General features: G+C 56.3%; 21 protein-coding genes and 1 tRNA gene. 12 read left to right on the top strand and 10 right to left on the bottom strand.

Translation table 11 applies throughout. The features are described 5' to 3' along the window. The first annotated feature begins 97 nt into the window (after window positions 1-97). Complete coding sequence (locus tag Q0932_RS12760) at window positions 98-520, top strand: DUF2924 domain-containing protein (protein WP_299353510.1); 423 nt, start codon at window positions 98-100, stop codon at window positions 518-520. Continuing rightward, window positions 517-2,205: a recombinase family protein gene (locus Q0932_RS12765; RefSeq protein WP_299353513.1), complete on the top strand. Its 1,689-nt coding sequence runs from the start codon at window positions 517-519 to the stop codon at window positions 2,203-2,205. The genes Q0932_RS12760 and Q0932_RS12765 overlap by 4 nt, the downstream gene beginning before the upstream one ends. Window positions 2,206-2,562: 357 nt before the next feature. Here the strand turns inward: Q0932_RS12765 and Q0932_RS12770 are convergent. Continuing rightward, window positions 2,563-2,652 (bottom strand) — tRNA-Ser (locus Q0932_RS12770). Window positions 2,653-2,851: 199 nt separating this feature from the next. On the opposite strand from Q0932_RS12770, the gene Q0932_RS12775 reads away from it, so the two are divergent. The 8 genes from Q0932_RS12775 (at window position 2,852) to Q0932_RS12810 (ending at window position 9,949) form a co-directional block, all read left to right on the top strand. Beyond that, window positions 2,852-3,718, top strand: a complete 867-nt coding sequence (locus tag Q0932_RS12775) for an SPOR domain-containing protein (protein WP_299353516.1) — start codon at window positions 2,852-2,854, stop codon at window positions 3,716-3,718. A 54-nt stretch (window positions 3,719-3,772) separates the two neighbouring features. Further along, window positions 3,773-4,924 carry a D-alanyl-D-alanine carboxypeptidase family protein gene (locus Q0932_RS12780; RefSeq protein ID WP_299354094.1) on the top strand — a complete coding sequence of 384 codons (1,152 nt, stop codon included), beginning with the start codon at window positions 3,773-3,775 and terminating at the stop codon, window positions 4,922-4,924. Then, the gene (gene tmk / locus Q0932_RS12785; protein WP_299353519.1) at window positions 4,921-5,547 is read left to right on the top strand and encodes a dTMP kinase; all 627 of its coding nucleotides are present in this window, start codon (window positions 4,921-4,923) and stop codon (window positions 5,545-5,547) included. Before Q0932_RS12780 ends, tmk begins: the two co-directional genes overlap by 4 nt. Beyond that, a complete protein-coding gene (locus tag Q0932_RS12790) occupies window positions 5,544-6,674 on the top strand; it encodes a DNA polymerase III subunit delta' (RefSeq protein WP_299353522.1) in 1,131 nt (376 codons plus the stop codon). Before tmk ends, Q0932_RS12790 begins: the two co-directional genes overlap by 4 nt. Continuing rightward, the gene (locus Q0932_RS12795) at window positions 6,671-7,477 is read left to right on the top strand and encodes a TatD family hydrolase (RefSeq protein ID WP_299353525.1); all 807 of its coding nucleotides are present in this window, start codon (window positions 6,671-6,673) and stop codon (window positions 7,475-7,477) included. Before Q0932_RS12790 ends, Q0932_RS12795 begins: the two co-directional genes overlap by 4 nt. Beyond that, window positions 7,474-8,274: an MBL fold metallo-hydrolase gene (locus Q0932_RS12800; protein WP_299353528.1), complete on the top strand. Its 801-nt coding sequence runs from the start codon at window positions 7,474-7,476 to the stop codon at window positions 8,272-8,274. Before Q0932_RS12795 ends, Q0932_RS12800 begins: the two co-directional genes overlap by 4 nt. A gap of 21 nt (window positions 8,275-8,295) precedes the next feature. Next, window positions 8,296-9,225 (top strand): AEC family transporter, encoded by a 930-nt coding sequence (locus tag Q0932_RS12805; RefSeq protein ID WP_299353531.1) that lies wholly within the window; start codon window positions 8,296-8,298, stop codon window positions 9,223-9,225. Window positions 9,226-9,298: 73 nt separating this feature from the next. Beyond that, complete coding sequence (locus tag Q0932_RS12810; protein WP_299353534.1) at window positions 9,299-9,949, top strand: DsbA family oxidoreductase; 651 nt, start codon at window positions 9,299-9,301, stop codon at window positions 9,947-9,949. A gap of 23 nt (window positions 9,950-9,972) precedes the next feature. Here the strand turns inward: Q0932_RS12810 and Q0932_RS12815 are convergent, their stop codons facing one another. Continuing rightward, window positions 9,973-11,037, bottom strand: coding sequence for a phosphatase PAP2 family protein (locus Q0932_RS12815; RefSeq protein WP_299353537.1), 1,065 nt, complete (start codon window positions 11,035-11,037; stop codon window positions 9,973-9,975). Window positions 11,038-11,308: 271 nt separating this feature from the next. Between Q0932_RS12815 and Q0932_RS12820 the strand changes: the two genes are divergently transcribed. Continuing rightward, complete coding sequence (locus Q0932_RS12820; RefSeq protein ID WP_299353540.1) at window positions 11,309-12,442, top strand: site-specific integrase; 1,134 nt, start codon at window positions 11,309-11,311, stop codon at window positions 12,440-12,442. Between the two features lie 155 nt (window positions 12,443-12,597). Here Q0932_RS12820 and Q0932_RS12825 read toward each other — a convergent pair whose 3' ends face one another. Continuing rightward, entirely contained in the window at window positions 12,598-13,638 is a 1,041-nt protein-coding gene (locus Q0932_RS12825; protein ID WP_299353543.1) for an AraC family transcriptional regulator, read from the bottom strand. A 169-nt stretch (window positions 13,639-13,807) separates the two neighbouring features. Here Q0932_RS12825 and Q0932_RS12830 point away from each other — a divergent pair, with 169 nt between their 5' ends. Next, window positions 13,808-15,214, top strand: a complete 1,407-nt coding sequence (locus tag Q0932_RS12830) for an amidohydrolase family protein (RefSeq protein WP_299353546.1) — start codon at window positions 13,808-13,810, stop codon at window positions 15,212-15,214. Between the two features lie 268 nt (window positions 15,215-15,482). On the opposite strand, the gene Q0932_RS12835 is transcribed toward Q0932_RS12830, so the two are convergent. The 7 genes from Q0932_RS12835 to Q0932_RS12865 all read right to left on the bottom strand — a co-directional run bounded on the left by Q0932_RS12835 (window position 15,483) and on the right by Q0932_RS12865 (window position 23,128). Then, entirely contained in the window at window positions 15,483-16,115 is a 633-nt protein-coding gene (locus Q0932_RS12835) for a tyrosine-type recombinase/integrase (protein ID WP_299354097.1), read from the bottom strand. Between the two features lie 593 nt (window positions 16,116-16,708). After that, window positions 16,709-18,025, bottom strand: a complete 1,317-nt coding sequence (locus Q0932_RS12840; protein ID WP_299353548.1) for a TRAP transporter large permease — start codon at window positions 18,023-18,025, stop codon at window positions 16,709-16,711. Then, on the bottom strand, window positions 18,025-18,570 hold the full coding sequence (locus Q0932_RS12845) for a TRAP transporter small permease (protein WP_299353551.1): 546 nt from the start codon (window positions 18,568-18,570) through the stop codon (window positions 18,025-18,027). The genes Q0932_RS12840 and Q0932_RS12845 overlap by 1 nt, the downstream gene beginning before the upstream one ends. Window positions 18,571-18,651: 81 nt before the next feature. After that, the gene (locus Q0932_RS12850) at window positions 18,652-19,665 is read right to left on the bottom strand and encodes a TRAP transporter substrate-binding protein (protein WP_299353554.1); all 1,014 of its coding nucleotides are present in this window, start codon (window positions 19,663-19,665) and stop codon (window positions 18,652-18,654) included. A gap of 132 nt (window positions 19,666-19,797) precedes the next feature. Then, window positions 19,798-20,589 (bottom strand): DNA-binding transcriptional regulator, encoded by a 792-nt coding sequence (locus Q0932_RS12855; protein ID WP_299353557.1) that lies wholly within the window; start codon window positions 20,587-20,589, stop codon window positions 19,798-19,800. A 47-nt stretch (window positions 20,590-20,636) separates the two neighbouring features. Further along, entirely contained in the window at window positions 20,637-21,617 is a 981-nt protein-coding gene (locus Q0932_RS12860) for a fumarylacetoacetate hydrolase family protein (RefSeq protein WP_299353559.1), read from the bottom strand. Then, the gene (locus Q0932_RS12865; protein ID WP_299353562.1) at window positions 21,614-23,128 is read right to left on the bottom strand and encodes a bifunctional 3-(3-hydroxy-phenyl)propionate/3-hydroxycinnamic acid hydroxylase; all 1,515 of its coding nucleotides are present in this window, start codon (window positions 23,126-23,128) and stop codon (window positions 21,614-21,616) included. Before Q0932_RS12865 ends, Q0932_RS12860 begins: the two co-directional genes overlap by 4 nt. Window positions 23,129-23,138: the final 10 nt, after the last annotated feature.

A 23,138-nucleotide genomic window follows, 5' to 3' on the forward strand; every position in this document is an offset into this window, starting at 1 on the left:
ACCTGCCCAGACCACGCAGTACTGCTCTCACGCCCGAAAAGATCGGGCTCTCCTCAGTACCGGCACGCCACTGCCCTGCCAAACTGAGGAGACACAAATGACCCTGCATACCCTCGAAGAGATTTCGCATCTGGACCGCGACGGCCTGTCTGCCGCATGGCGCGATTTGCATGGCAGTGCGCCGCCACCCCGCTCAAGCCAGGTGTTCATGCGCCGCGTCCTGAGCTTTGAAGCGCAGGCCCAACAACAGGGAGGTTTACCAAAAGCTCTGTTGAAGGAGCTGGGCAAAGCGGCCAGCAAGCCGGTCGGGAAGACAACTACAGCATCACGCCTCAAACCCGGCGGGCGGTTGCTCAGGGAATGGAACGGTGTCACCCAGGTGGTGGATGTCACCGAAGACGGGTTTCTCTGGAACGGCGAGACTTACCGCTCCCTCTCAATCATCGCCCGCACCATCACGGGCAGCCACTGGTCCGGCCCCCGTTTCTTCGGCCTCAACAAACCGGGAGCCGGTAAATGAGCCAGACCCGGAAAATCCGCTGCGCCATCTATACCCGCAAATCCTCCGAAGAAGGTCTCGATCAGGACTTCAACTCATTGGACGCCCAGCATGAGGCCTGCGCAGCGTATGTTGCCAGCCAGAAGCATGAGGGCTGGAAGCTGCTGCCCACCCGCTATGACGACGGTGGCAAATCCGGTGGCACGTTGGACCGCCCGGCCTTGCAGCAGCTGTTGGCAGATATAGACGCCGGTCTCATTGACATGGTGGTGGTCTACAAGATTGATCGGCTGACACGCTCGCTGGCCGACTTCGTCAAACTGGTCGACCGCCTCGAAGAGGTAGACTGTTCCTTTGTTTCCGTCACCCAGGCCTTCAACACCTCTTCTTCCATGGGGCGTCTCACCCTGAACGTGCTTCTTTCCTTTGCCCAGTTCGAACGCGAAGTGACCGCCGAGCGTATCCGCGACAAGATCGCGGCGTCCAAAAAGAAAGGTCTCTGGATGGGGGGCGTGTCGCCGCTGGGGTATGATGCCCATCCCGATCCGAACACGCGGGAACTGGTGATCAATGATATAGAGGCCGAGACCGTCCGACGTATCTTTGATCTTTATGACGAGTTGCACTGCTTGAATGCTGTCATGAGGCGGAGCGACGCCGAGGGGCTGGCCTCCAAGCGCCATGTGTTTTCTACAGGGCGCGTCCAAGGTGGGCGCCCGTTCAGTCGCGGGCAGATCTATCACATCCTGCGCAACCCAACCTATCTCGGGCGCATTCGCCACAAAGACAAGAGCTTCCCCGGGCGGCAAGCAGCCATCATCAGCCAAGGCCAATGGGACCGGGTGCAGGACAAGCTTGAGGCCACCGCAATGCGCCGTCGCGGTGGAGTCGGCCCCAAGACCGTCACTTCCGCAACACCAACTGCACCGCTTCTCGGAAAGTTGCGCGATGAGTCCGGTGATATCCTGACTCCCTCCCACACGCAGAAGGGCAAACAGCGTCATCACTACTATGTCTCGAACCGTCTGATCTCCGGCAGGCCCGATCCCGCCGGCTGGCGACTTCCCGCAAAGGCTTTGGAGAACGCCGTGACGAAAGCCGTCACAGATCACTTGCGCACCGCTGCCCAGCGCCATCAGGTGCTGACCGCTTCGGATGCGCTCACCTCATCGACGGCGGTCGAAGCGGTTCGGGTTCTCATGGGGGAGATAGAGGCTGGTGGGATAAAGACCATTTCCAGCCTTCTCGTTTCCGGCACCATCACCGATGGACGGTTGCAACTGCACCTCGCAACCGGCCCACTCGCCAAGCACCTGAACCTAACCGAGGCAGATTTGCATGAGGCTCTCTGCTACATTGATGTCCCCTTCACCATCCGACGACGGGGTGTCGAGATGAAGATTGTGGCCGGGGAAATGGCACCCGCCCGCGATGCCACTCTGATCCGGGCCTTGCGCAACGCCCATAATTGGGTGGCGCAGATGAAGACCGGAGCCTCCGTCAAACAGATCGCCAGCACGACAACCATCTCGGAAAGCTACATCACCCGCATTATCCCGATGGCGTTTTTATCACCCCGAATCCAGCAAGCCATCCTCTTGGGGTCGCAACCTGCGGAACTGACACTGGAAACCATCGCGCGCAGCAAACTGCCAATAGACTGGTCTGCCCAAGAGCAGATCTTCGGATTTACCAAAACTACGTAATCCCTGTTCGAAACTTAAGCTTCCCTGATCAGCGCTGAAAATTCCCTGTTCCGCGATTCAAATTCCCTGTTCCGGTGTTTAGGGAATTTGCGCCCTAAACACCTGTAAACGCTCGCATAAACTCCTCCAAATTTGAAGGAATCGAGCGGATTTCGTCCAAATTCCCTGTAAAATGGCTCATAACAGGGAAACACACACCAAACCTCACCGGCGAAATTGGGTCTCTGAGACTCTCAAGAATAATCCCGGAAATGCAGCGCCACGGTGCGTCTCAGTTCAAACCGCATCCTTGCAACCGACGGAAATCACGCCACTAATCACAACCAATTCTGCAGGGAAAACTGAGACCGGGGTCGGTGGCGGAGGAGGTGGGATTCGAACCCACGGAAGGCGTTAACCTTCGTCGGTTTTCAAGACCGGTGCATTCAACCACTCTGCCACTCCTCCGACCTGCACTGATTAATCCGCTACGTTTGATTCTGAAACCCCCAGAAAAGGGGATTTTTCGCCGATATGGGAACACGTGCTTTTCTTGCGTCCCCCTTGCCGCTAGACTGCGCTCAACTCATGCCCGCTGAATTCGGGCAGAAGGCCGAAAAAACGGCAAGTAGAGCGGCAATGACCGCTGACAGGCAAAGGGCGGATCATGACGTTAACTTTCAAACAACACCGGAATGGCACCGGCAGATTTGCTGTGATTGCTTTCGCCGCGTTTGCAGTGACGGCTTGCGAAGAAGGCGTCGACCTTTCGATGCTTAAGCCGAAGACGGATACTGAGACCGCCGACGCAAGCACACAGACCACCAAGTTGGTTGAGCGTGACGTTGAAGCTCCGGACGTCTTTTCGGTGACCGAAGCCGGCCTCTGGGATGGGCGACCATCCTTGGGTGGGGTATGGGCCGCACATCCCGATGTCAAAGACCCTGAACGCGTGATCATTCGCAACCAGAGCAACGGCAAGTTTGTGATTGGTGCGCTGTTCCGCCGTGAACGGGACATGCCCGGTCCGCGCGTTCAGATTTCCGCAGATGCCGCAGATGCCTTGGGTATGTTGGCCGGACAGCCTGTCGAGCTGAACGTAACGGCGCTGCGTCGCGAAGAAGTCGCAGATGAGCCAGAGGCGATGGAAACAAGCGCCACGGCAGCCGCAGAAGTCGAAGAAGAGGTGTTGGACCCCATCGCCGCGGCAAGCGCTGCAGTCGCCAGTGCCGAGGAAGAGGTCAGACCGCCAGCGCAAGAGGTGACGGCAGAAACCGCACCCAAGCCGGTGTCATCCAATCTAGACAAGCCTTACATCCAAATTGGGATCTTCTCGGTCGAGGCCAATGCCAAGAATGCCGCCGACCAGATGCGCAACAATGGAATGGTGCCGCTTATCAAAAAGCTGGAAAGCAAAGGCAAAACGTTCTGGCGCGTGATCGTCGGGCCGGCTGCCTCTAAGTCCGAGCGCACCCAGATCATGAAACAAATCAACGCCACCGGATTCACCGACGCCTATGCGGTTTCCGGCTAGAGCCAACTGACGGAGACTCTGATGGTCAGAGCATTGAACCGCCTTATCGTCGCAATGTTTGCGCTCTGTCTGACCGTTGCACAAGTTGCAGCGTTTGAGACAAACGCCAGAGCAGCTTTTGTCATGGACCAGGGTACGGGCACGATACTGCTGTCAAAAAACGCCGATGACCCGCTGCCACCGGCTTCAATGTCCAAGCTGATGACACTCTACATGGCGTTTGAGGCCGTGCGGGATGGCCGCCTTTCGATGGAAGAGAAACTACCTGTCTCGCAACATGCGATGAGCTATGGCGGCTCAACCATGTTTCTTGACACCACGGACAAGGTCAAAGTCACCGATCTGCTGCGTGGGATTATCGTTTTGTCCGGCAATGATGCCTGCGCGGTGATCGCCGAGTCCCTGTCTCCGGATGGCACCGAAGCCGGATTTGCCCGGTTGATGACCCGCAAAGCACGACAGATGGGTATGAACAGTTCGACTTTTGCCAATTCCAACGGCTGGCCTGCGCCGGGTCACCGCATGTCGATGCGTGACCTTGCGATCCTCGCCAACGCGCTGATCACCGAGTTTCCCGAGTTTTATCCGATGTTTGCGGAGACCGAGTTTGAATTTGACGGTCGTGCACCCGGCAACACGCGCAACCGAAACCCCTTGCTGGGGTTGGGCATTGGCGCAGATGGGCTAAAGACAGGGCACACCAGCGAGGCTGGTTATGGCCTGGTTGGTTCAGCGCGTCAGGGAAACCGACGCGTGATCTTTGTAATCTCGGGGCTGGATAGTGCACGTGAGCGCGCTGAGGTTTCCCAACAGATCGTCAACTGGTCATTCCGGCAATTCACGGAAACCCAAGTGTTGGAAAAAGGTCAACGTCTGGGGGAGGCAGACGTCTGGATGGGAAAGGATCTGCGCGTTCCGCTGGTCGCAGCAAGCGACCTTTCGATCCTTCTGCCAGTTCTGAGTGGAGATGATGTGCCTGCGGAAATCGTTTATCACGGTCCGGTCGAGGCACCGATCGCAGAAGGCCAGGAATTGGCCAAACTGATCCTGCGCCCCGAAGGTTTGCCAGAACTCCGCGTGCCGCTGGTGGCCGAGAAATCAGTGAGCACAGGCGGTTTTGGTGTTCGACTTAAGACCGCTGCAGCCGTCCTGATGAAGCAATTTGGCATTGGATCAGAGCAAGCAGAAACCGAGGATGCTTCGTGAACGGAATAGGCAGCTTCATCACGTTCGAAGGCATCGATGGGTCCGGCAAGTCAACACAGATCAAGCGTCTGGCCGAAACCCTGAAACAGTCCGGGCGGGACGTTGTTTTAACGCGCGAACCTGGCGGGTCCCCGGGTGCAGAAGACATTCGAAAACTCGTGCTCGAAGGCGACCCGGATCGTTGGTCTGCCGAAACCGAAATCCTGTTGTTCACCGCGGCACGCCGAGACCATCTTGAGCGTACTATCCTACCTGCACTTGCGGCTGGAAAAATCGTGCTTTGCGACCGTTTTGCGGATAGTACCCGGATGTATCAGGGCCTGTCGCGGGGTGATTTGCGTCATATCGTGGATCAGCTCCACAGCTTGATGATTGGGCGTGAACCCGATCTGACCATTCTGATCGATATGGACCCAGCCACGGGGCTTGCCCGCGCCAAGTCGCGTCAAACGGCCGAGGAACGGTTTGAGGATTTTGGTCAAGGCCTGCAAGAACAGATGCGCAAAGGCTTTCTGAATCTGGCACAGCAGTTTCCAGACCGGTTCCGTGTCATTGATGGCGAACAAGACGCGGATGCCGTTGCCAGCGATATCGCGAACGCCGTCCTGTCGGGGCTGGCATGAGCGGCACCGGCGATCTTCCCGAGGCAGACCGGATCGAAGGCGCACCGCATCCCCGCGAAACACTGCAGATTTTTGGTAAATCACAGGCAGAAGCAGACTTTCTTGAAGCCTTCAATTCTAACCGTTTGCACCATGCCTGGCTGATGACCGGGCCGCGCGGTGTCGGCAAAGCCACATTGGCATGGCGCATAGCGCGGTTTTTGCTGGCCACGCCGGTTTCCCAAGGTGGTGGCCTTTTTGATGATGCCCCACCCGTCTATGATACCTTGGACATTGCCGCAGATCATCCGGTCACACGTCGCATCCTGGCCAAATCAGAGCCGGGATTGTTTTCCATTACCCGCAGCGTGAATGAAAAGACCGGCAAACTGCGTGATATGATCGTGGTCGACGACATTCGCAAATTGACCCATTTTCTCACGCTCTCAGCCACCGAAGGCGGACGCCGCGTGGTGATCGTGGATGCAGCGGACGATATGAATGCCAACGCGGCCAATGCGCTGTTGAAAATGCTCGAAGAGCCGCCTGCCCTGACCACGATGCTGTTGATTTCTCATCAACCATCTCGGTTGTTGCCCACCATCCGGTCAAGATGCCGCGAACTACGGCTCGGCCCGCTGGGCCCTGACGACATGCGCGCCGCGTTGGATCAGGCCGATATGGGGCCTGAAGACTCTCCTGCGCTTGCCGCGTTGGCCGACGGCTCGGTAGGCGAGGCCATTCGTCTGACCCAATTGGGCGGACTTGCGATGTATCAGGAGATTATCGCGATTTTTGCGGGGTTGCCGCGTCCTGATCGAACACGTGCTCTCAAATTGGCCGAGGCAGCTGCCACACGCGGGGCCGAAGCGCGATTTGAAATGCTGCTGACAATGTTCGATACATTTCTTGCCCGACTGGCCCGCACGGGCGCCACTGGCAGCGCCCCGGTGCCAGAAGCCGCAGACGGGGAAACCCAGTTGTTGTTGCGACTGTCAGAAACACCGCACAAGGCCCGCGCATGGGCCAATGTCGCACAAGAAATTTCGGGGCGGACGCGTCACGGTCAGGCGGTCAACCTTGACCCTGCCGCGCTAGTTCTAGATACGGTTTTTAAAATCACTGAAACCGCATCTTCCAGGCCATGACCGAAACTCCACAGATTACTGACAGCCATTGCCATCTCGATTTTCCCGATTTTGACGGGCAATTGGATGACATCGTTCAACGCGCGAAAGAGGCCGGTGTCACACGCATGGTGACGATCTGCACCCGCCTGCGCAATGAGCCGCAAGTGCGCGCCATTGCCGAGGCGCACGCTCCTGTATTCTACGCCGCAGGTACCCACCCGATGAGCGCGGCCGACGAACCGATCGCCTCGTTGGAGGACCTGATAACCCTGGCTCAACACCCAAAATTTGTCGGCATTGGTGAGACCGGCCTCGACTATCACTACACTGCTGAAAGCAAAGACATTCAGCAGCAATCCTTGCGCATCCACATCGCGGCAGCGCGTGAAACCGGCCTGCCGCTGATAATCCATTCCCGTGACGCAGACGAGGACATGGCCCAAATCCTCTCCGAAGAACATGCCAAGGGGGCCTATTCTTGCGTCATGCATTGCTACAGCTCTGGCCCCGACCTGGCCAAAACTGCCGTCGACTTGGGCTTTTACCTGTCCATGTCTGGCATCGCCGCTTTCCCACGCAGTCAGGACGTGCGTGATATCTTTGCGGCCGCACCTGTGGATCGCATTCTCGTGGAAACCGATGCGCCTTACCTTGCACCGCCTCCATATCGCGGCAAACGCAATGAACCCGCCTATACCGCCCACACTGCCCGTGTAGGGGCCGAGGTCTTTGGCATGAATTATCCGACATTTGCCGCACAGACCCAATCCAATTTCGACCGCCTCTTCACCAAGGCCGCTCAGTACGCGGTGCCTGCATGAGCGCGCGGCTCACCTTTACCATTCTCGGTTGCGGCTCGTCTGGCGGCGTTCCGCGCCTCGGTGGTCATTGGGGTGATTGCGACCCCGCAAACCCCAAGAACCGCCGCCAACGGTGCTCGATGCTGATCGAACGTCAGACCGAGGCCGGCAAAACCACTGTGCTGATCGACACCTCGCCTGACATGAGGGCGCAGCTTCTGGACGCCGAAGTCGGACGCCTTGACGCTGTGGTCTACACCCATTCGCATGCGGACCACGTGCATGGCATCGACGATCTTCGCATGGTTGTCTTTAACATGCGGCAACGCTTGCCCGTCTGGGCCGATGGCGACACTCAAAATGCGCTCTATTCCCGTTTTGGGTATGCCTTCATGCAACCCGAAGGCTCGCCCTACCCGCCCATTTTGGACATGTATACGATTGATGGCGATGTTGAGATCACTGGCGAAGGCGGCACAATCACTCTGACACCAATCACGGTTGGTCACGGCAGCATCGACGCGCTGGGATTTCGGGTGAACGATCTGTGCTACATGCCCGACGTGGCCGAGATCTATGACGACGCGTGGCTGCAGCTTCAGGGGCTGGACTATTGGGTGTTAGACACCCTGCGCCGCTCACCGCACCCGACGCATTCGCATCTGGAAAACTCGCTGAAATGGATTGAACAGGCTGCCCCCAAGCGCGCGGTGCTGACCAACATGCATATCGATCTGGATCATGCGACGCTCGAGGCTGAAACCCCTGACCACATCAGCGTGGCCTATGACGGGATGAAGATCGTTTATGACGACTGATCCAGATATCCAAGGCACCTCATGCAGGCGCTGATCGACGTTATCCTGCCGGTCTTTTTCGTGATTGGCTTTGGCTATCTCGCCGCCTGGCGCGGGTTTCTGAGCGAACTTCATATTGATGGCATCATGAAGTATGCCACCAATTTTGCGGTCCCGGTTTTGTTGTTCCGTGCGATTTCGCAACTGGATCTGAGTGCCGAGTTTGACGGAGCACTTCTCAGCAGCTTTTATGCCGGGGCCATCGTGTCGTTTGCCGCTGGTATGCTTGGCGCGCGATACTTCTTTCGCCGCGATTGGGAAGACGCGGTGGCCATCGGCTTTGTTTGCCTCTTTTCCAATTCACTGCTGCTGGGCCTCGCGATCACCGAACGTGCCTATGGCGCACAAGCCCTGGCTGGGAACTATGCCATTGTCGCGATCCATGCCCCATTCTGCTATGGGGTCGGCATCACGGTGATGGAGATTGTCCGCGCCCGAGGCAGATCCCCCCTCAAGGTGGTACCAACGGTCTTGCGGGCCATGTTCTCAAACGCGCTGATCCTTGGTATTTCTTTGGGTTTCATCGTCAATCTAGGCCAGGTGCCTGTTCCCGTGACCTTCAGTGTCTCGGTCGACATGATCACCCGCTCTGCTCTGCCCGTGGCTCTGTTTGCAATGGGCGGCATCCTGTTTCGCTATCGCCCCGAAGGCGACATGCGCACCATCTTGTATTGCTGCGCTGTTTCCCTTGTTCTTCACCCCACCATTGTCTGGACGCTGGGCAGCGCACAAGGGCTGGATCGAGACAGTTTCCGCTCAGCCGTTCTGACCGCCTCAATGGCACCGGGGGTCAATGCCTATTTGTTTGCCTCGATGTATGGCCGCGCCCAGCGCGTTGCCGCCTCGACCGTGTTGATCGCGACCGCGGCTTCAATCCTCACGATCTGGCTCTGGCTCTTTGCTCTGCCTTGACCTCGCGGTCCCGTGACTTGCCGAATTGCACCTCTGCCCCCATCTTGGGCTTGCGCAAGAACAGGAGGCCCCAATGCCCGATCCCATCCGAGTTGATGTTATCTCAGACGTTGTCTGCCCGTGGTGCATTGTCGGCTTTCGCCAGTTGCAACAGGCAGCTGAAGCCACCGACATTGAGATTGAAACCTATTGGCATCCGTTTGAGTTGAATTCTGACATGCCGCCGGAAGGTGAAAACCTGCGCGAGCACATCATGCGCAAATACGGCAGCACGCCAGAACAGTCCCAAAAGGCGCGCGATCAGCTGGCCGCCATTGGCACACCACTGGGTATCGATTTTCAATTCCGCGACGAGAGCAAAATCGTCAACACGTTTCAAGCGCATCAGCTTTTGCACTGGGCCCAGGAAGCTGGCAAATCGCAAGATCTGAAACTGGCCCTGTTCGATGCCTATTTCACCAACGGGTTGGATGTGTCTACGTCTGAGGTTCTGGCAGATACCGCTGCCTCAGTCGGCATGGATCAGTCCGAGGCGCTGCAAGTTCTTAGTGACCAGCGCTATGCCGAAGCGGTTCGGGAAAAACAAAGCTTTTGGACGTCACGCGGCGTGTCCAGCGTACCAACGATGGTGTTTGACGCGCGCCACGCGACCGCGGGCGCGCAAGGGGCAGAGACTTTTGCCAAGGTTCTTACGCATCTGTCGCAATCAGCCGGAGCGGCATGAAACGTTCTTAAGAGACTCAGTTGCTATGAGCGCCCAGATTTGCTGTCCAGTGCGACCAATCGCTTGGATAGCATCCAGACCAAGACAGCGATGAGCGCGCCGAAGTAGCCATCAATCGCGTAGTGCCAAGCCAGCATCACAGAGCCGATCAAAATGATCGACAGAAACGCCAGCATCGCGCGCCCCGCCCAGCGCCCAAAACTAAAGGCGTAGAGAGTCATCAGGACGGTTGAGGCAACATGCATGCTTGGCATCGCGGAAATCCCATTGATGGTCCCTTCGGCGACATAACCTTTCCAAAGCATTTCGTGCACATCAAGCGCCCAGATCGTGCCGCTTTGGTTGAAGGATTTCAGAGCGTCTGTCAGGGCGACAAAGTCCGTTCCCAGCCCCATACGCTCGAAATAGACCGGCCCCGCTGAAGAGAACACCGTGGCCAGTACGTTACCGCCGAGGAACCAGACCAAAACGGTCGACACGAGGAACGTCGAAGCGGCTTGGCGATTAATTTTCGTGAAACATGCAAAGATCAGCAAGAAGTACATCATGAAGAACCACCAGTGATAGGCGACGTTGATCACGGTCGCCACCAAAGGCGTGCCCATCAATCCCAACACGAGCTTGTATGGATCCACTCCAAAGTGCAGGGCCCGATCCCATTCGGCAAAAGTCACGTCCCAAGAAAACGGCACCAACTGCGGAATTGCACTCTTTAGAAACGTGAATGACCCGATGAAAAAGACAAAGCACATCAGCGCCAGCGACCCTGTGGCCATCCGCTCCCAATCGAGAAAAATCGACTTAGCATCGGCTATCATGCGCTGGATCGGGCGTTCTGGGCGAACGATCAGGGCCAAATAGGCAAAATGCAAAATGAGCAGCAGAGTGAGAGTAACTGGAACCAATTGAAAGCACACCGACATCAAGGCATGAAAAGTATGCAGTTCGAATGGAATACCCAACACGCGGCTGACCAAAAAGGCTGCAAAAGTTTGCAATGCAACGCATGCAATCAGCAGCCGGTTCTTTTGAACAAAGCGCGGCACACCATTGGAAGAGGTCTGCGCAAAGTCTGCTTGCATCGTCATGAATTCATCTCCGGTACTCGAGTTGGAGATGATTATCCAAAAAAATGGGGCAAGGATGCGGCGCTATTGGGAAAGTATTGCGCTCAAACGCACCTCGGAGAACATCTCTCGAAGCTCAAAGAACCTAATGTTTTCGGAGAGTTGGTGCGGCCGAGAAGCACCCGACTACAGAAACACCGAACAACGTCAGTAGGCATTTACCTTGTAAATAAGAACTTTTCGCTTATGACGATAGGCAACGGGCGTTACTATTTTAGATTTGGTGGTAGACATGGCGGTAGACAAATTGAGTGCGACGCGGGTCAAGAAATTGGGCCCCGGCAAGCACAGTGACGGTAAGGGGCTATACTTTTGGGTGCGCGGCGCGACCAAGACTTGGTCTCTGCGGTACACGGATGCGGACGGTCGTCGGCGTGAGAAGTCGCTCGGCGTGTATCCCGAGGTGGATTTGGATAAGGCGCGCGCGCTTCGTGATGCCGACATTGGTGAGGCGAGGGGCAAGAAGTCGCACACGGTGCGTGTGTGGTTTGGCCGCTGGCTTAAGGCCAACAGGCACGACTTGAAGGACAGCGGGCGAGCTGGGCGTTGGCTGTCGCCTGTCAAGGTGCATGTGCTGCCCGCCTTGGGTCACCGCGACCTACGCGATCTGACTTTTGACGAGATACTCGCCGTCTTCGATCCGATCTGGCGCACAAAAACATCAGCCAGCAAGAAGGCGCTGGACCGTCTGGGTATGGTGCTACGCTATGCCGAGACCGAATTACCCGTCATCGATGTGCGGCTGGTGCCGCGTGTGCGTGAGCGCCTCGGGAACCAGCGCCACACCGTGACCAACATCCCCGCCATGCCATGGGCCGAGGTTCCGACCCTGTACGCGACTTTGGGCGAGACACCTACAGAACTGGCGTTGCGACTGTTGATCCTGACGGCCTCGCGATCAGCCCCGGTGCGCTTCGGGCGAGAGGAGCAGTTCGAGGATGGCGTGTGGAGTATACCGGCCGAGAATATGAAGAATAGTAAGCCGTTCAGGATACCGCTGTCAGACGAGAGCCAGCGCGTGATCGACCTAGCGCGTCCTCTGGCGCGGGATGGGTTCCTGTTCTGCGCCTATCGCGGCAAGCCCATAAGCGACGCGGCGATGGCTAAGTACCTCGCGCGCGAGGGATACGAGGCGCGGCCCCACGGCTTCCGGTCTTCGTTTCGCGATTGGTGTGAGGAAACCGACGAACCATGGCACCTGTCCGAGACATCTCTCGCCCACAGCATCGGCAGCAAGACCGAGCGGTCCTATGCGCGCTCCGACTTGCTCGATCAACGCCGCCCGCTCATGCAGCGGTGGGCGGATCACGTCACCAACGCTGAGAGCGTGCTATTGTTGGAGGCTGGAGAGCCTGCACCAAAATGACTCACGATCCATACTGGACACGACCGAGGGATAGGCTGCCCACTGGGTCAAAGAGGGCGGACAGCGGACGTTCGTTGCGTTTTGCTCTAAGGTCTGCAACGCGGACGAAGCTGCCGTCGGGCCTGCCGGGATGGGTGTCTGGTTCGGCGAACAACTCAGTTTTTTTCGCCGTCCTCTACTTCTTGCAATTTTCTAAAAGCGGTTGGCGTCATGCCGTTTGCGCGGCGGAAGGCTCGGGCGAAATTTGCGGCATCCGTAAACCCGAGAACTGTCGCGATATCGGAAATCGATCTACTGGTCGTGACTAGAACCTCTCTTGCGTATTGCTGCCTCACGAAGCTTATCTCGTTGGTAATATTGGTCCCGTTCTCAGCCAGTCGTCGTTTCAGCTTGTGCTGGCTCATCGATGCGAGAGCCGCACATTTTGAAGCGCTCAGGTCAATCTGTTCGATGTGTGCCCGGAGCATTTGCCTGAAGGATTGAACAAACCCGTCGGCAGCCGAGCTGGATATCTCCTCCGTGGCTAAACTGGACGACGCAGGATTCAGTTTTAGGGACAACCAAGACGACGGAAAGTGGATGCAGAACCCCATTCTGTTCCCCCTCATAGGATGCATCAGGTCGAATTCCGATGGCAAAACCTTGGGGTCGCTTACAGTAACTGTTACTTTCGATGGGTCCAACCGATTGCGCAAAGCCCGCCGGAGAACGGCCAGGCCGAGCGCCACCATGAATGCATCGTTCTGAGCGGGCAGGATTTGGGGTGCAAAAGAGCGCGTTTCTCCAAAAACTGCCGTTTGGCCGACTATATTGAGATGTTCTGTGACAGAACTGGCAATCTCGTTGGACCGCGCAATAAAGATCGACAGGAAGTCTCCCACCGTTGACGCGCGCGCCTCAGCGTCCTCAAGTATCGCCCAACCCTGAACATCGAGTTTGCTTCCAACGCGGGCCCCAAAAAAGGGATCTTCGGCAGACTTGGCGGCGTTCTCGACAAACTGGTGGATGACCATGACGTGAACTGAGAGGTCGGCCTCAAAGATTGCACCCTCAGTTAACCCGACGCTCTCAAACACTGGTTCCGGGTCAATACCGCGTTCGTGGAGTTCCGTGGCGAAGGGGCGCAAAACACTCAGCTTTACGAGTGGTAAGGTGTGATTCATCGATTCAGCATTCGCTTTTATGTTCAGTTTCATCCTAGCGTCTCAGAACAACCAAGAGGGAATAAACTGCTCTAAATAGTCCTTATGGGGCAAAAAACTGCCGTCACCGCACCCCGAAGACAGGCAATGGTTCCGTCAATTCTTATACTGTCTCTCAGTTCAAACGCTCCGGGCACAGGGGCTAATCCAAAGGGAGATCGATATGAAGAGCATACTACAATCTGTAGCGGGTGTTTTGCTCGCGACAGCAACGGCTACGTCGGCGCTCGCTCAGGAAGAGGCTTCACCGGCACTGGTTCTATTCACGAACTGTGCGGTGTTTGATGGCCTCACGGAAACGTTGATTGAAGGGCAAAATGTTCTGATTGAGGGTAATCTGATTTCGGCTATCGGCGATACGTCACTTGAGGCAGAAGGGGCAAACCAGATTGACTGCGATGGACGCACTTTGATGCCTGGGCTAATCGATGCGCACTCGCATCTTTACCTGAACATCAATGGCGGTCTTGGTGCCCAAGAAGCTGCAACATGGGACGAAATCGGCGCGCGCGCGGCACATATGGCCAATGAATACCTGTATAGCGGGTTTACCAGCGTACGCGAAATGGGCGGAGGCGGATCGGGTTTAAAGAAGACAGTCGATGCCGGTCTGATCGAAGGTCCACGCATTTACCCAGCCGGTGCCTTTCTCTCACAAACATCGGGCCACGGCGACTTTCGGTCCGCATCCATGCGCAACCCAAACTTGCCTCCCTATGCCAATGACAGCAACGCGCAACGTCTCGGCATCACGTATGTGGCAGACGGTGTAGACGGTGTCATGGCGGCTGTCCGTCAGAACCTGTCTCAAGGGGCCAGCCAGATCAAGATGATGGCGGGAGGTGGCGTCGCGTCGGTTCTCGATCCGCTACACACACTGCAGTTCCAACCCGAAGAACTCGAAGCGGCGGTACGCGTAGCAGCCGATTGGAATACCTATGTCGGCGTTCACGTCTTCTCTGACGAGGGGATTTCGCGTGCTATTGAAGCGGGTGTAAAAAGTATTGAACATGGCTTTTTCGCCAGCCGGGAAACGCTTCAATTGATGAAGGACAATGATATCTTCCTTGTTTCTCAGATGACCGGTATATCCCCATATCTCGAACAGAACCCCGGCCTTCAAACCAAGACGAACCAGGCGAAACTTGCTCTGGCAACTGACTTGTCCAAGGACTTTGTCGAAAACGTTAAGGAAATCCGACCAAAAATGGCGTTCCAATCTGACATCATTTTTGCGCCCGCTGAAGGGTTCCGGTCACAAATGGATCACGAAAAGTGGTTCCACGCTGAACTCTTCGGCAATCATGCAATGCTTGTTGCGGCAACCTCTTCGGCAGGCGAACTTCTGGCATACTCGGGGAAAGCCAATCCTTACCTCGAAGGCCCTCTGGGTCTGATTGCGGAAGGCGCTTATGCCGACGTTCTTATTGTCGATGGAAACCCACTTGAAGACATCAGTGTCATCGGTGGCAACGAGAAATGGTACGACGCCGAACCGCGTCCTCGTGACATCCCGACGATGCGACTGATCATGAAAAATGGCGTGATCTACAAAAATACTCTGAACTGACTAATAAGCGTGGCGGCTTCAAGACGGTCGCCACGCGTTTCCGGCATCTCATACCTGAAGCAGCAGTCTAGATCGCATTTTGTACAACAAACACTCCAAATAACAGCGTGCCGGACTCATTCCCTGAAGCGTGATGAAACCGATAACTAAAAGCAGCCATTAATGAGTGGTGCAGAAAGTGTCACTTTGGGCTCTTTGCTGTCATCAGAAGATGATTGCTGCATGGCTGCTTACGGAAGGCGAACGGCTTGTACCGCTCGCCTAAAGTTCAAATGTCGATCTTCTCAGCAATGCTTAGGGCATCTTCGACTTCGACGCCCAAGTACCTAACAGTGCTATCGATCTTTGTGTGGCCAAGAAGCAGTTGTACTGCTCGTAAGTTCCCAGTCTTACGGTAAATTTCAGCGGCCTTCGTCCTGTGCATCGAGTGCGTGCCGTAGCCACTTGGTTCTAAGCCAATTGCTGCGACCCAATCCCTGACAAGTCGGCCGTATTGGCGTGTTGAAATGTGGGGATGGTCGTGGAACCGACTTGGAAACATGAAGCTGCCTCTCAACATTTCTGGACTTTTGACCCAGTTGGCAACGGAATCACGCGTGTTTTCAGTCAGTTCAAACTGAACTGGCCGCTTTGTTTTGCTTTGCACCACCGAAACACGTTCGCGCACTTGATCAGCGTTTACGAGGTCGCTCACCTTGAGACATACCAAATCGCGTCCACGCAACTTGCTATCGATCGCGACATTAAAGAGCGCCAGATCTCGCAAATTGTTTGCCAGTTCGAGACGCGCTCGGATGGCCCAGACCTGTTTGGGTCGCAACGGGCGCTTTTGCCCGATGATGCGACCTTTGTTCCAAGCTCGTTGTTTGGGGGTGATTGCTGGAAGCTGTACTCTAGGCATATTTTGCCCTCCATACCGCCCTCCAAACCCAAGCGTCGGCATCGCGCTGACGATGGATAATAGCATAATTTCTATAACTGCTTTGGACTTGTCATGTAGGTGTACCATGCCGCGTATGCATCAGACAGCTCCGAGCCCGGAGTAGACATAGTCAACGCCGACGCTCGCAGGTGCTGCAACTCCCGCTTACCGAGACCATCAGCCACACTGCAGAAAGAAAAGCTGCCGTTCGTTACGCCCTCAGAAATTGTCCCGCCACCGGTGTTTGACTGGGCGACTATGCAATCTTTGGCTGCAATTCCGGCAATCCGGCACTGAAAATGTCAGTCGCGCGGAACGCACCAAGGTTCTCGTACTTCTCTCTTTCAGCAGAGATCGCTGCCGAATGCATTGCAGTGAAGGCGAGAAATGCAGGACCTTTGTCGGAGCTGAGGAATAGCCCGTGCTGTAACCTCAATTGAATTTCGCAAAACAGATGTTGGAAGGCTAACCAATCTCTAACTAGGTTCGTTGAGCGCCGAACGCCGCGAGCCGTACGTTTTAACACGCCATATCAGAGAGTTGGTTAGCGTCCTTTTGGGAGGCACCACTCGCTAGTGCATAGAGTTTGGCAGGAACAGCACCAGTGTTGGTACAAGTACCAACACGGCCAAGCGGATGATGTCGACGACCCAGAATGGCGTGACGCCTTTGAAGATCGTTGCTGTCGACACGTTCCCAACAACGCCTTTGAGGACAAAGACATTCAATCCGACCGGTGGTGTAATCAGGCTGATTTCGGTGACGACGACAACAATGATGCCGAACCAGACCGGATCAAAGCCTAGGCTCGTGACCAGTGGAAAAAAGATCGGCACAGTCAGCAATAGCATCGAAAGGCTTTCGAAAACACATCCGAGGATGACATAGACGCCAAGGATCATCAGCATTACCGTCATTGGCCCCAGACCCGCAGAGGAAACCGTGGCGCGCAGCGCTTCCGGCAGGCCGGCAAGGTTCACAAAGTTTGAAAACACCCAGGCGCCGATCAGAACAGTAAACAGAGCGGCGGTCGTCTGGGCGGTTTCGATCAAGACCTGCATCGTTGCAGCAAAGCTGAGTCTGCGCCGCGAAAAAGCGATCAGAAAGGCTCCTGCCGCGCCCATACCTGCCGCCTCGGTCGGGGAAAATGTCAAATTCAGTGGCCAGAAGTCCAAAACTCCGTACAACCCGCCGATTACAATGAAGAACAACAGAAGTACCGCCCACACGCCTTTCAAAGCCTTGGCACGATCAACCCAGCTCGCGCGATCCCCGGCGGGGCCGGCCTCTGGGTTGCGCAGGATCGTGTAGCGCACTGCCGCAAGGTAAAGAACGACCCCGAGCAATCCCGGGATGATACCGGCGATGAACAATTTTCCGATGCTGGTTTCGGTCAGCAAACCATAGATAACAAGAATGACAGAGGGCGGTATAAGAATCCCCAACGTGCCCCCGGCGGCGATGGATGCCGTCGACAGGCTGTCAGCATAATTGTATTTGCGCATTTGAGGCATCGCGACTTTTGACATCGTGGCAGCAGTCGCCAGGGACGAGCCGCAGATGGCCGAAAATCCGGCACAAGCAACGATTGTCGCCATTGCCAGCCCACCTCGAAAGTGACCCATAAAGGCGTAAGATACCTGATACAATTCGCGCGACAGTCCGCCCTTATTCACGAAAAGCCCCATCAGGATGAACAGTGGGACAACCGACAGCCCGTAGTCCTGTGCGGTGTCTATGATCAACCGACCGACCATAGAAATCGAGGCACGAAACCCGCGCAGTTCAGCATAGCCGACAAACCCCACAAACCCCATTGCTATCGCAATCGGCATCCGCAGGAACACAAGGAAAAGGACCGCAGCCAGGCCAAGGATGGAAAACAGCATCAGAAGTTTGCCTTTGTTGGGGAAATTACTCGCGCGACGGCACGGGCAATGAAGGTGATTGCAGTGACAAGGGTGAAAACGGAGATGAACCAACCGACATAGTGTTGTGGTAGGTTGAGGTATTCGCTGACATCGCCGTATTCGCGCGCACGTTCGGCAAGTTCCCAGACCCGCTTTGCGGGCCACAACAGAAAGATTCCGCACGCAAGATCAATTACAAAGTCGCGCAGGGCCGCAAGGCGACGGGAAAATAGCGGGTCCATAAGATCAACCACGATGTTCGCGCCTTTCCAACTGACGATAGGCAGAGACGAAAACACGATGATGGCCATGAACAGTCGCGTTAATTCGGTTGCCGATTCAATCGGGTTGCCAAACAGGCTGCGCAAAACGACATCTGCAAATGTCATCGACATCAACAGGAACAAGATACCGGCCGCAAACCATGTCGGGGCAACGGCGATATAGCGCCAGGGACTTGTTTGTCGCAGCGACATGTCCCAGTTTTGCGCTGGATTTGAGGTTTGGTCATCTTGTTCAGTCATGATGGTGGGTCCACTGTATGAAACAAGGCCCAATGAAGGGCCTTGTTGTTGGTGTTTTGAAACGCTGAACGTGCGGTCAGGTCACTCGGCGGACATCTGCTCGACGATAAAGGCATGCGCGGCAACTGCATCGACGCCCTTTGCACTGACCTCGGAGAGGACCTTTTCAATCAGCGGTCCTGTAAGTGCCTGCCACTTGGCCGCATCGTCAGCCGAGGCCTGTGTCAGTGCATTGTCGGAATTCGCGTGCAGCGATTCGATGCCAGCCGCATCGATCTGGTCCCAGGCTTTGCCCGCAGCGCGTGACAAGTTTTCGCCAAATACCTTATCCAGTGCAGCGCGATCGGCATCAGACAGCCTGTCGAATGTGTCCTGGTTCATGATGATGGCGAAAGATCCACGATAGAACCCGCCCGGAACTTCGTAAGAGTTTTTGGCAACTTCGAACAGTTTGAAGCTCTTCTTCGCCTCCATCGGCATCATCACACCGTCTGCGGCATTCGATTCCAATGTTTCATAGACTTTTGGAGCGGGCACACGGATGCCCGTTGCCCCCAGTGCAGCCCCGACATCGCCAGACACGCCGCCACCTAGTCGCAACTTCATTCCAGAAATGTCTTCAAGCGCGGTGATCTGCACGTTCGAATGCAGTACGCCCGGGCCATGGGTCATCATCGCCAGAACCTTGACGCCCTTGTGCTCATTCAAATCGGCAAAGAATGTGTCATACGCCCGCCAGCTTGCGACCGACGCGGCCTCGGCGTTACCCTCGTAGCCCGGAAGTTCGATCATTTTCGTCGACACGAAGCGGCCAGGCGAATAGCCGTGGAAGATCCAGGTGATATCGGCCGCACCGTCAAGCACCAGGTCGAATTGCGCCGGAGGGCTGCCCAGACCATATTTGACTTCGGCACTGACCCGCCCGTCGGTGGCCTCTTCGATCATTTTGGTTAGCTCAGGCCAGATCATGGCGTTGACGCCATGCGTTGGCGGGGCCCAAGACGAAATCGTCAGTGTGGTGTCAGCGGCCTGCGCTGCCATGGATGCAATCGACATCGCGCCGGCGGCAAGACCTGTGATCAAAGTATGTTTCATGATGTGTGTTTCCTCCCATTTCTTGGCGAAATTCTAGCGCTTCAGAGCACAAAAAAAATATGCTCTTGCGTCCAGCTGTCCGCGTGGCGGACACTTAGCGTTTTGAAGCGCGCCATATGCCCACAGACGCCGTTAAGGCCGACCCGAAATTTCAAGGGTTTCATATTCGGTGGCGATGTTCGCCGCAGCAAACTGCAAAGCGTCGGCATAACGCTTGATCGCCTGATCCATGTTCATGGCCTTGGTGACCCAGATAATCGACAAGCAGCCGACCGCGCGATCATCAGTTAGGATAGGCACGGCCAGGCTGGATGTTTTGGGCCTGAATGTGTGTGGGCCACGGGTGGCGTATCCCTGTTCGGCATAGATCGTCAGGTTTTCCTCCAGCCATCTTTTTCTGAGGAACGGCATGTCTTCGGGAAGGTTTTCGGCGCGCAATAACTCGATAATCATCTCCAGCTCGCGCGAACCACAGACCGAAAGATAGGCCCGCCCCGCTGACGAGCGCAGAATGGGCAGGGAAAAGCCGACCATCCCTGGGTCCACCGACAACGGGCTGCGGCCATGGGTCGATTCCTGGATCACCATATGGGCGTCTTCATAGGTGGAAAGATCGGCTGGCCAGGCGTGGGTTTCGGTGAATTCCGCCATAACTGGTGCCGCCACCTGACAAAGGCGCGAGCGCACCGACACATTGTCTCCCAATGCCGCGGCCAAAGGCGACACACGCACCCGGGCATCGCTGGCGGAACAGAGGACATAGCCCTCTTCTTCCAGCGTGTGCAGCAAGCGATAAACCGTTGGGCGAGGCAAACCCAGCTCTGACGCGATTTCACCCGGACGGGTTGCGCCGGCCCGGTTGAGATATCGCAGGATATTCAATCCACGCGCAAGCGCGCGGACAGTTTCAGAGTTTGCCGCCATTTATCCATCACGATCAGGGGGGCGTTCTGTCCGCCCATGATGCAGTTTCACCCGGCCACAACCGACTGGTCAATAGCGCCGAACACGCTGGTGCCGTCGTGGTCCAGCATCTCGAACCGGATTGTGTCGCCGGGTTGCATGAACCGGGTTGTCGGCTCGCCATCGCGAATTGTTTCAATCATACGCTTTTCAGCCAGACAGGATGAACCCACCTCTTGGTGGTTTTCATTGCTGACAGTGCCCGACCCGATGATCGTGCCAGCCGATAGGTCGCGGGTACGCGCGGCGTGGGCGATCAGCTCGGGAAACTCAAAGTTCAGATCCGCGCCCGCGTCGACGCATCCGAATTCGTCACCGTTGTAAGTCGTGACTAGTGACAGGTTGATGCGCCCACCAGTCCAGGCCTCTCCCAGCTCGTCGGGGGTTACGCACACGGGCGAGAAGGAACTTGCGGGTTTCGACTGGAAGAAGCCAAATCCTTTAACCAGTTCTGGGCGCATGACATGGCGCAGGCTTACATCGTTGCACAGCATGATCAGTTTGATATGCGATCTGGCCTGCTTGGCCGTGCATCCCATCGGCACGTCATCTGTGACCACGGCAATTTCGCCCTCGAAATCCAGACCCCAATCGGTATCGACGCAGGGGATTGGGTCGACCGGTCCAAGAAACCCGTCGCCACCACCTTGATAGAGCAACGGGTCGGATTCCGAATTTGCAGGCATGTCAACGCCGCGCGCCTTGCGTACAAGCCGCATATGGCTGAGATAGGCGCTACCGTCCGCCCACTGGAACGCTCGCGGCAACGGTGAGGCCAGTGCCGCCGGATCATACGACATGGAATCGACGACGCCGTCCTCGAGTTGTTTTTCAAGGTTGCGCAGGGCAGGCTCGGCGGTCTGCCAGTCTTCGATCGCTTCGCGCAGTGTGGGTGCCACGGATGTGGCCAAAGTCAAACGGGAAAGATCACGGGACACAACGACCAGCGTGCCGTCGCGCCCGCCAGTTTTCAGGGAAGCAAGTTTCATTTTACGGGCTCTCTTTCTATGATGGTTTTGTAAGGGGTTGGCAGGCTCATAGCTGCAATTGCTTTGATGTCTGTCTGAGTCATGGCGCTAGCGGCGATGTATCGGTCAGGGCGCAGCAGAACGGCATTTGCCCCAATTTCGTCCAACGCATCTGCAAAGGCAGGATGCGCTTCTCCATCAAGAACGCGCATGGCTGGCACGACATCACGGGGCAGTTTGTGACGCACCACAAGCACTGGTGCATACCCGATGGCATCATCAAGCCGCTGACCGTCACTGAGTGTCGGCTGGCTGAACAGGTGCCCGGTGTGCGGCGTGTTGCCAACCACGAGGCTGGCCAAATCACTGCGACCAAGTGGGGGCGAGGTGAACTCCATGCGAGCCTTTCCGTCGCAATCAGCTTCTGTTCGTGCCAGCGCGGTGTCGCGATCCATCGTATTGATCAAACCACCTAAGCGCACCGCCGTTTCGATGAACGTGCGCACGTGGGGCGCGCGCTCGGCTTGATAGCTGTCCAGCAAGTCAATTCCGGTTTCGCCATTGACGCAAAGCGCCAGTTTCCACGCCAGATTGGCGGCGTCACGGATCCCCGCGCACATGCCTTGACCCATAAAAGGCGGTGTCAGATGTGCGGCATCTCCGGCGATCATCAATCGACCTTTGCGCCAGTTCTGCGCGATTGCAGATCGAAACGTGTAGACCGCGCTCCGTTCCAGATCCGCATCCTCGGGGCCAATCCAGGGCGCAAGAAAATCCCATATGCGCGCGGTTTGCAAAACCTCGTCGTCGGTTTCGTCATCTAGAACCGTGATTTCCCACCGCCGCCGGTTTTCCGGGCTTCGGCAATAGGTCATTGGACGATCAGGGTTGCTGAACTGAACCGTGTGATCACCCAGATCGGGGCGGTCCCTCTTAAGCAATAGGTCCACGACCAACCAACGTTCGTCAAACCCCAGATCGTCCATGCCAGAACCGATGGCTTCACGCAGCAAAGATCGAGCACCGTCACAGCCGACAACGAAATTGGCCTTAACCATTGTGCTGTGCTCGTCGCCAGCTTTGCGACAGTACAAAGTAACCTCTTCGCCCTGATCCTCGACGCTAACAACCTCAGTTTCTGTCAGAATCATCGCAGTGTCGCGGCTGGTCAGTTTGTCACGCAACAGCTTCTCAAGGTCAGGTTGGTGAAGGCGATAACTTGAATGCCACCCCTGCGGTCCAATCCCTTGCGGACGGGGCCAGTCCATCAGCAGATTTCTTTGTTGATCGACAAAGCGCATACCCGGATTGACCCGCACTTTTTCATTCAGCTGCTCGGCTACGCCTGCGGCCTGAAAAACCCGCATGGTTTCACCGTCAAAGTGCACAGCCCGGGGGAGATGATAAATCGCCGCCTCGCGCTCGATGACAGCCACACTCACACCGCATTCGGCGAGCAGATTGGCCAGCGTCGCACCAGTTGGCCCATAGCCGACAATGGCGACATCAAAATGTTTGGTAATCTGTGCCATCAGGTTCCCC

It is taken from the genome of uncultured Shimia sp. (assembly GCF_947498095.1).
Classification (GTDB): domain Bacteria; phylum Pseudomonadota; class Alphaproteobacteria; order Rhodobacterales; family Rhodobacteraceae; genus Shimia.

Coding starts and splice junctions, on each gene's coding strand:
- Q0932_RS12760 (WP_299353510.1), top strand. CDS start 98: ATGACCCTGCATACCCTCGAAGAGATTTCGCATCTGGACCGCGACGGC.
- Q0932_RS12765 (WP_299353513.1), top strand. CDS start 517: ATGAGCCAGACCCGGAAAATCCGCTGCGCCATCTATACCCGCAAATCC.
- Q0932_RS12775 (WP_299353516.1), top strand. CDS start 2,852: ATGACGTTAACTTTCAAACAACACCGGAATGGCACCGGCAGATTTGCT.
- Q0932_RS12780 (WP_299354094.1), top strand. CDS start 3,773: ATGTTTGCGCTCTGTCTGACCGTTGCACAAGTTGCAGCGTTTGAGACA.
- Q0932_RS12790 (WP_299353522.1), top strand. CDS start 5,544: ATGAGCGGCACCGGCGATCTTCCCGAGGCAGACCGGATCGAAGGCGCA.
- Q0932_RS12795 (WP_299353525.1), top strand. CDS start 6,671: ATGACCGAAACTCCACAGATTACTGACAGCCATTGCCATCTCGATTTT.
- Q0932_RS12800 (WP_299353528.1), top strand. CDS start 7,474: ATGAGCGCGCGGCTCACCTTTACCATTCTCGGTTGCGGCTCGTCTGGC.
- Q0932_RS12805 (WP_299353531.1), top strand. CDS start 8,296: ATGCAGGCGCTGATCGACGTTATCCTGCCGGTCTTTTTCGTGATTGGC.
- Q0932_RS12810 (WP_299353534.1), top strand. CDS start 9,299: ATGCCCGATCCCATCCGAGTTGATGTTATCTCAGACGTTGTCTGCCCG.
- Q0932_RS12815 (WP_299353537.1), bottom strand. CDS start 11,037: ATGACGATGCAAGCAGACTTTGCGCAGACCTCTTCCAATGGTGTGCCG.
- Q0932_RS12820 (WP_299353540.1), top strand. CDS start 11,309: ATGGCGGTAGACAAATTGAGTGCGACGCGGGTCAAGAAATTGGGCCCC.
- Q0932_RS12825 (WP_299353543.1), bottom strand. CDS start 13,638: ATGAAACTGAACATAAAAGCGAATGCTGAATCGATGAATCACACCTTA.
- Q0932_RS12830 (WP_299353546.1), top strand. CDS start 13,808: ATGAAGAGCATACTACAATCTGTAGCGGGTGTTTTGCTCGCGACAGCA.
- Q0932_RS12835 (WP_299354097.1), bottom strand. CDS start 16,115: ATGCCTAGAGTACAGCTTCCAGCAATCACCCCCAAACAACGAGCTTGG.
- Q0932_RS12840 (WP_299353548.1), bottom strand. CDS start 18,025: ATGCTGTTTTCCATCCTTGGCCTGGCTGCGGTCCTTTTCCTTGTGTTC.
- Q0932_RS12845 (WP_299353551.1), bottom strand. CDS start 18,570: ATGACTGAACAAGATGACCAAACCTCAAATCCAGCGCAAAACTGGGAC.
- Q0932_RS12850 (WP_299353554.1), bottom strand. CDS start 19,665: ATGAAACATACTTTGATCACAGGTCTTGCCGCCGGCGCGATGTCGATT.
- Q0932_RS12855 (WP_299353557.1), bottom strand. CDS start 20,589: ATGGCGGCAAACTCTGAAACTGTCCGCGCGCTTGCGCGTGGATTGAAT.
- Q0932_RS12860 (WP_299353559.1), bottom strand. CDS start 21,617: ATGAAACTTGCTTCCCTGAAAACTGGCGGGCGCGACGGCACGCTGGTC.
- Q0932_RS12865 (WP_299353562.1), bottom strand. CDS start 23,128: ATGGCACAGATTACCAAACATTTTGATGTCGCCATTGTCGGCTATGGG.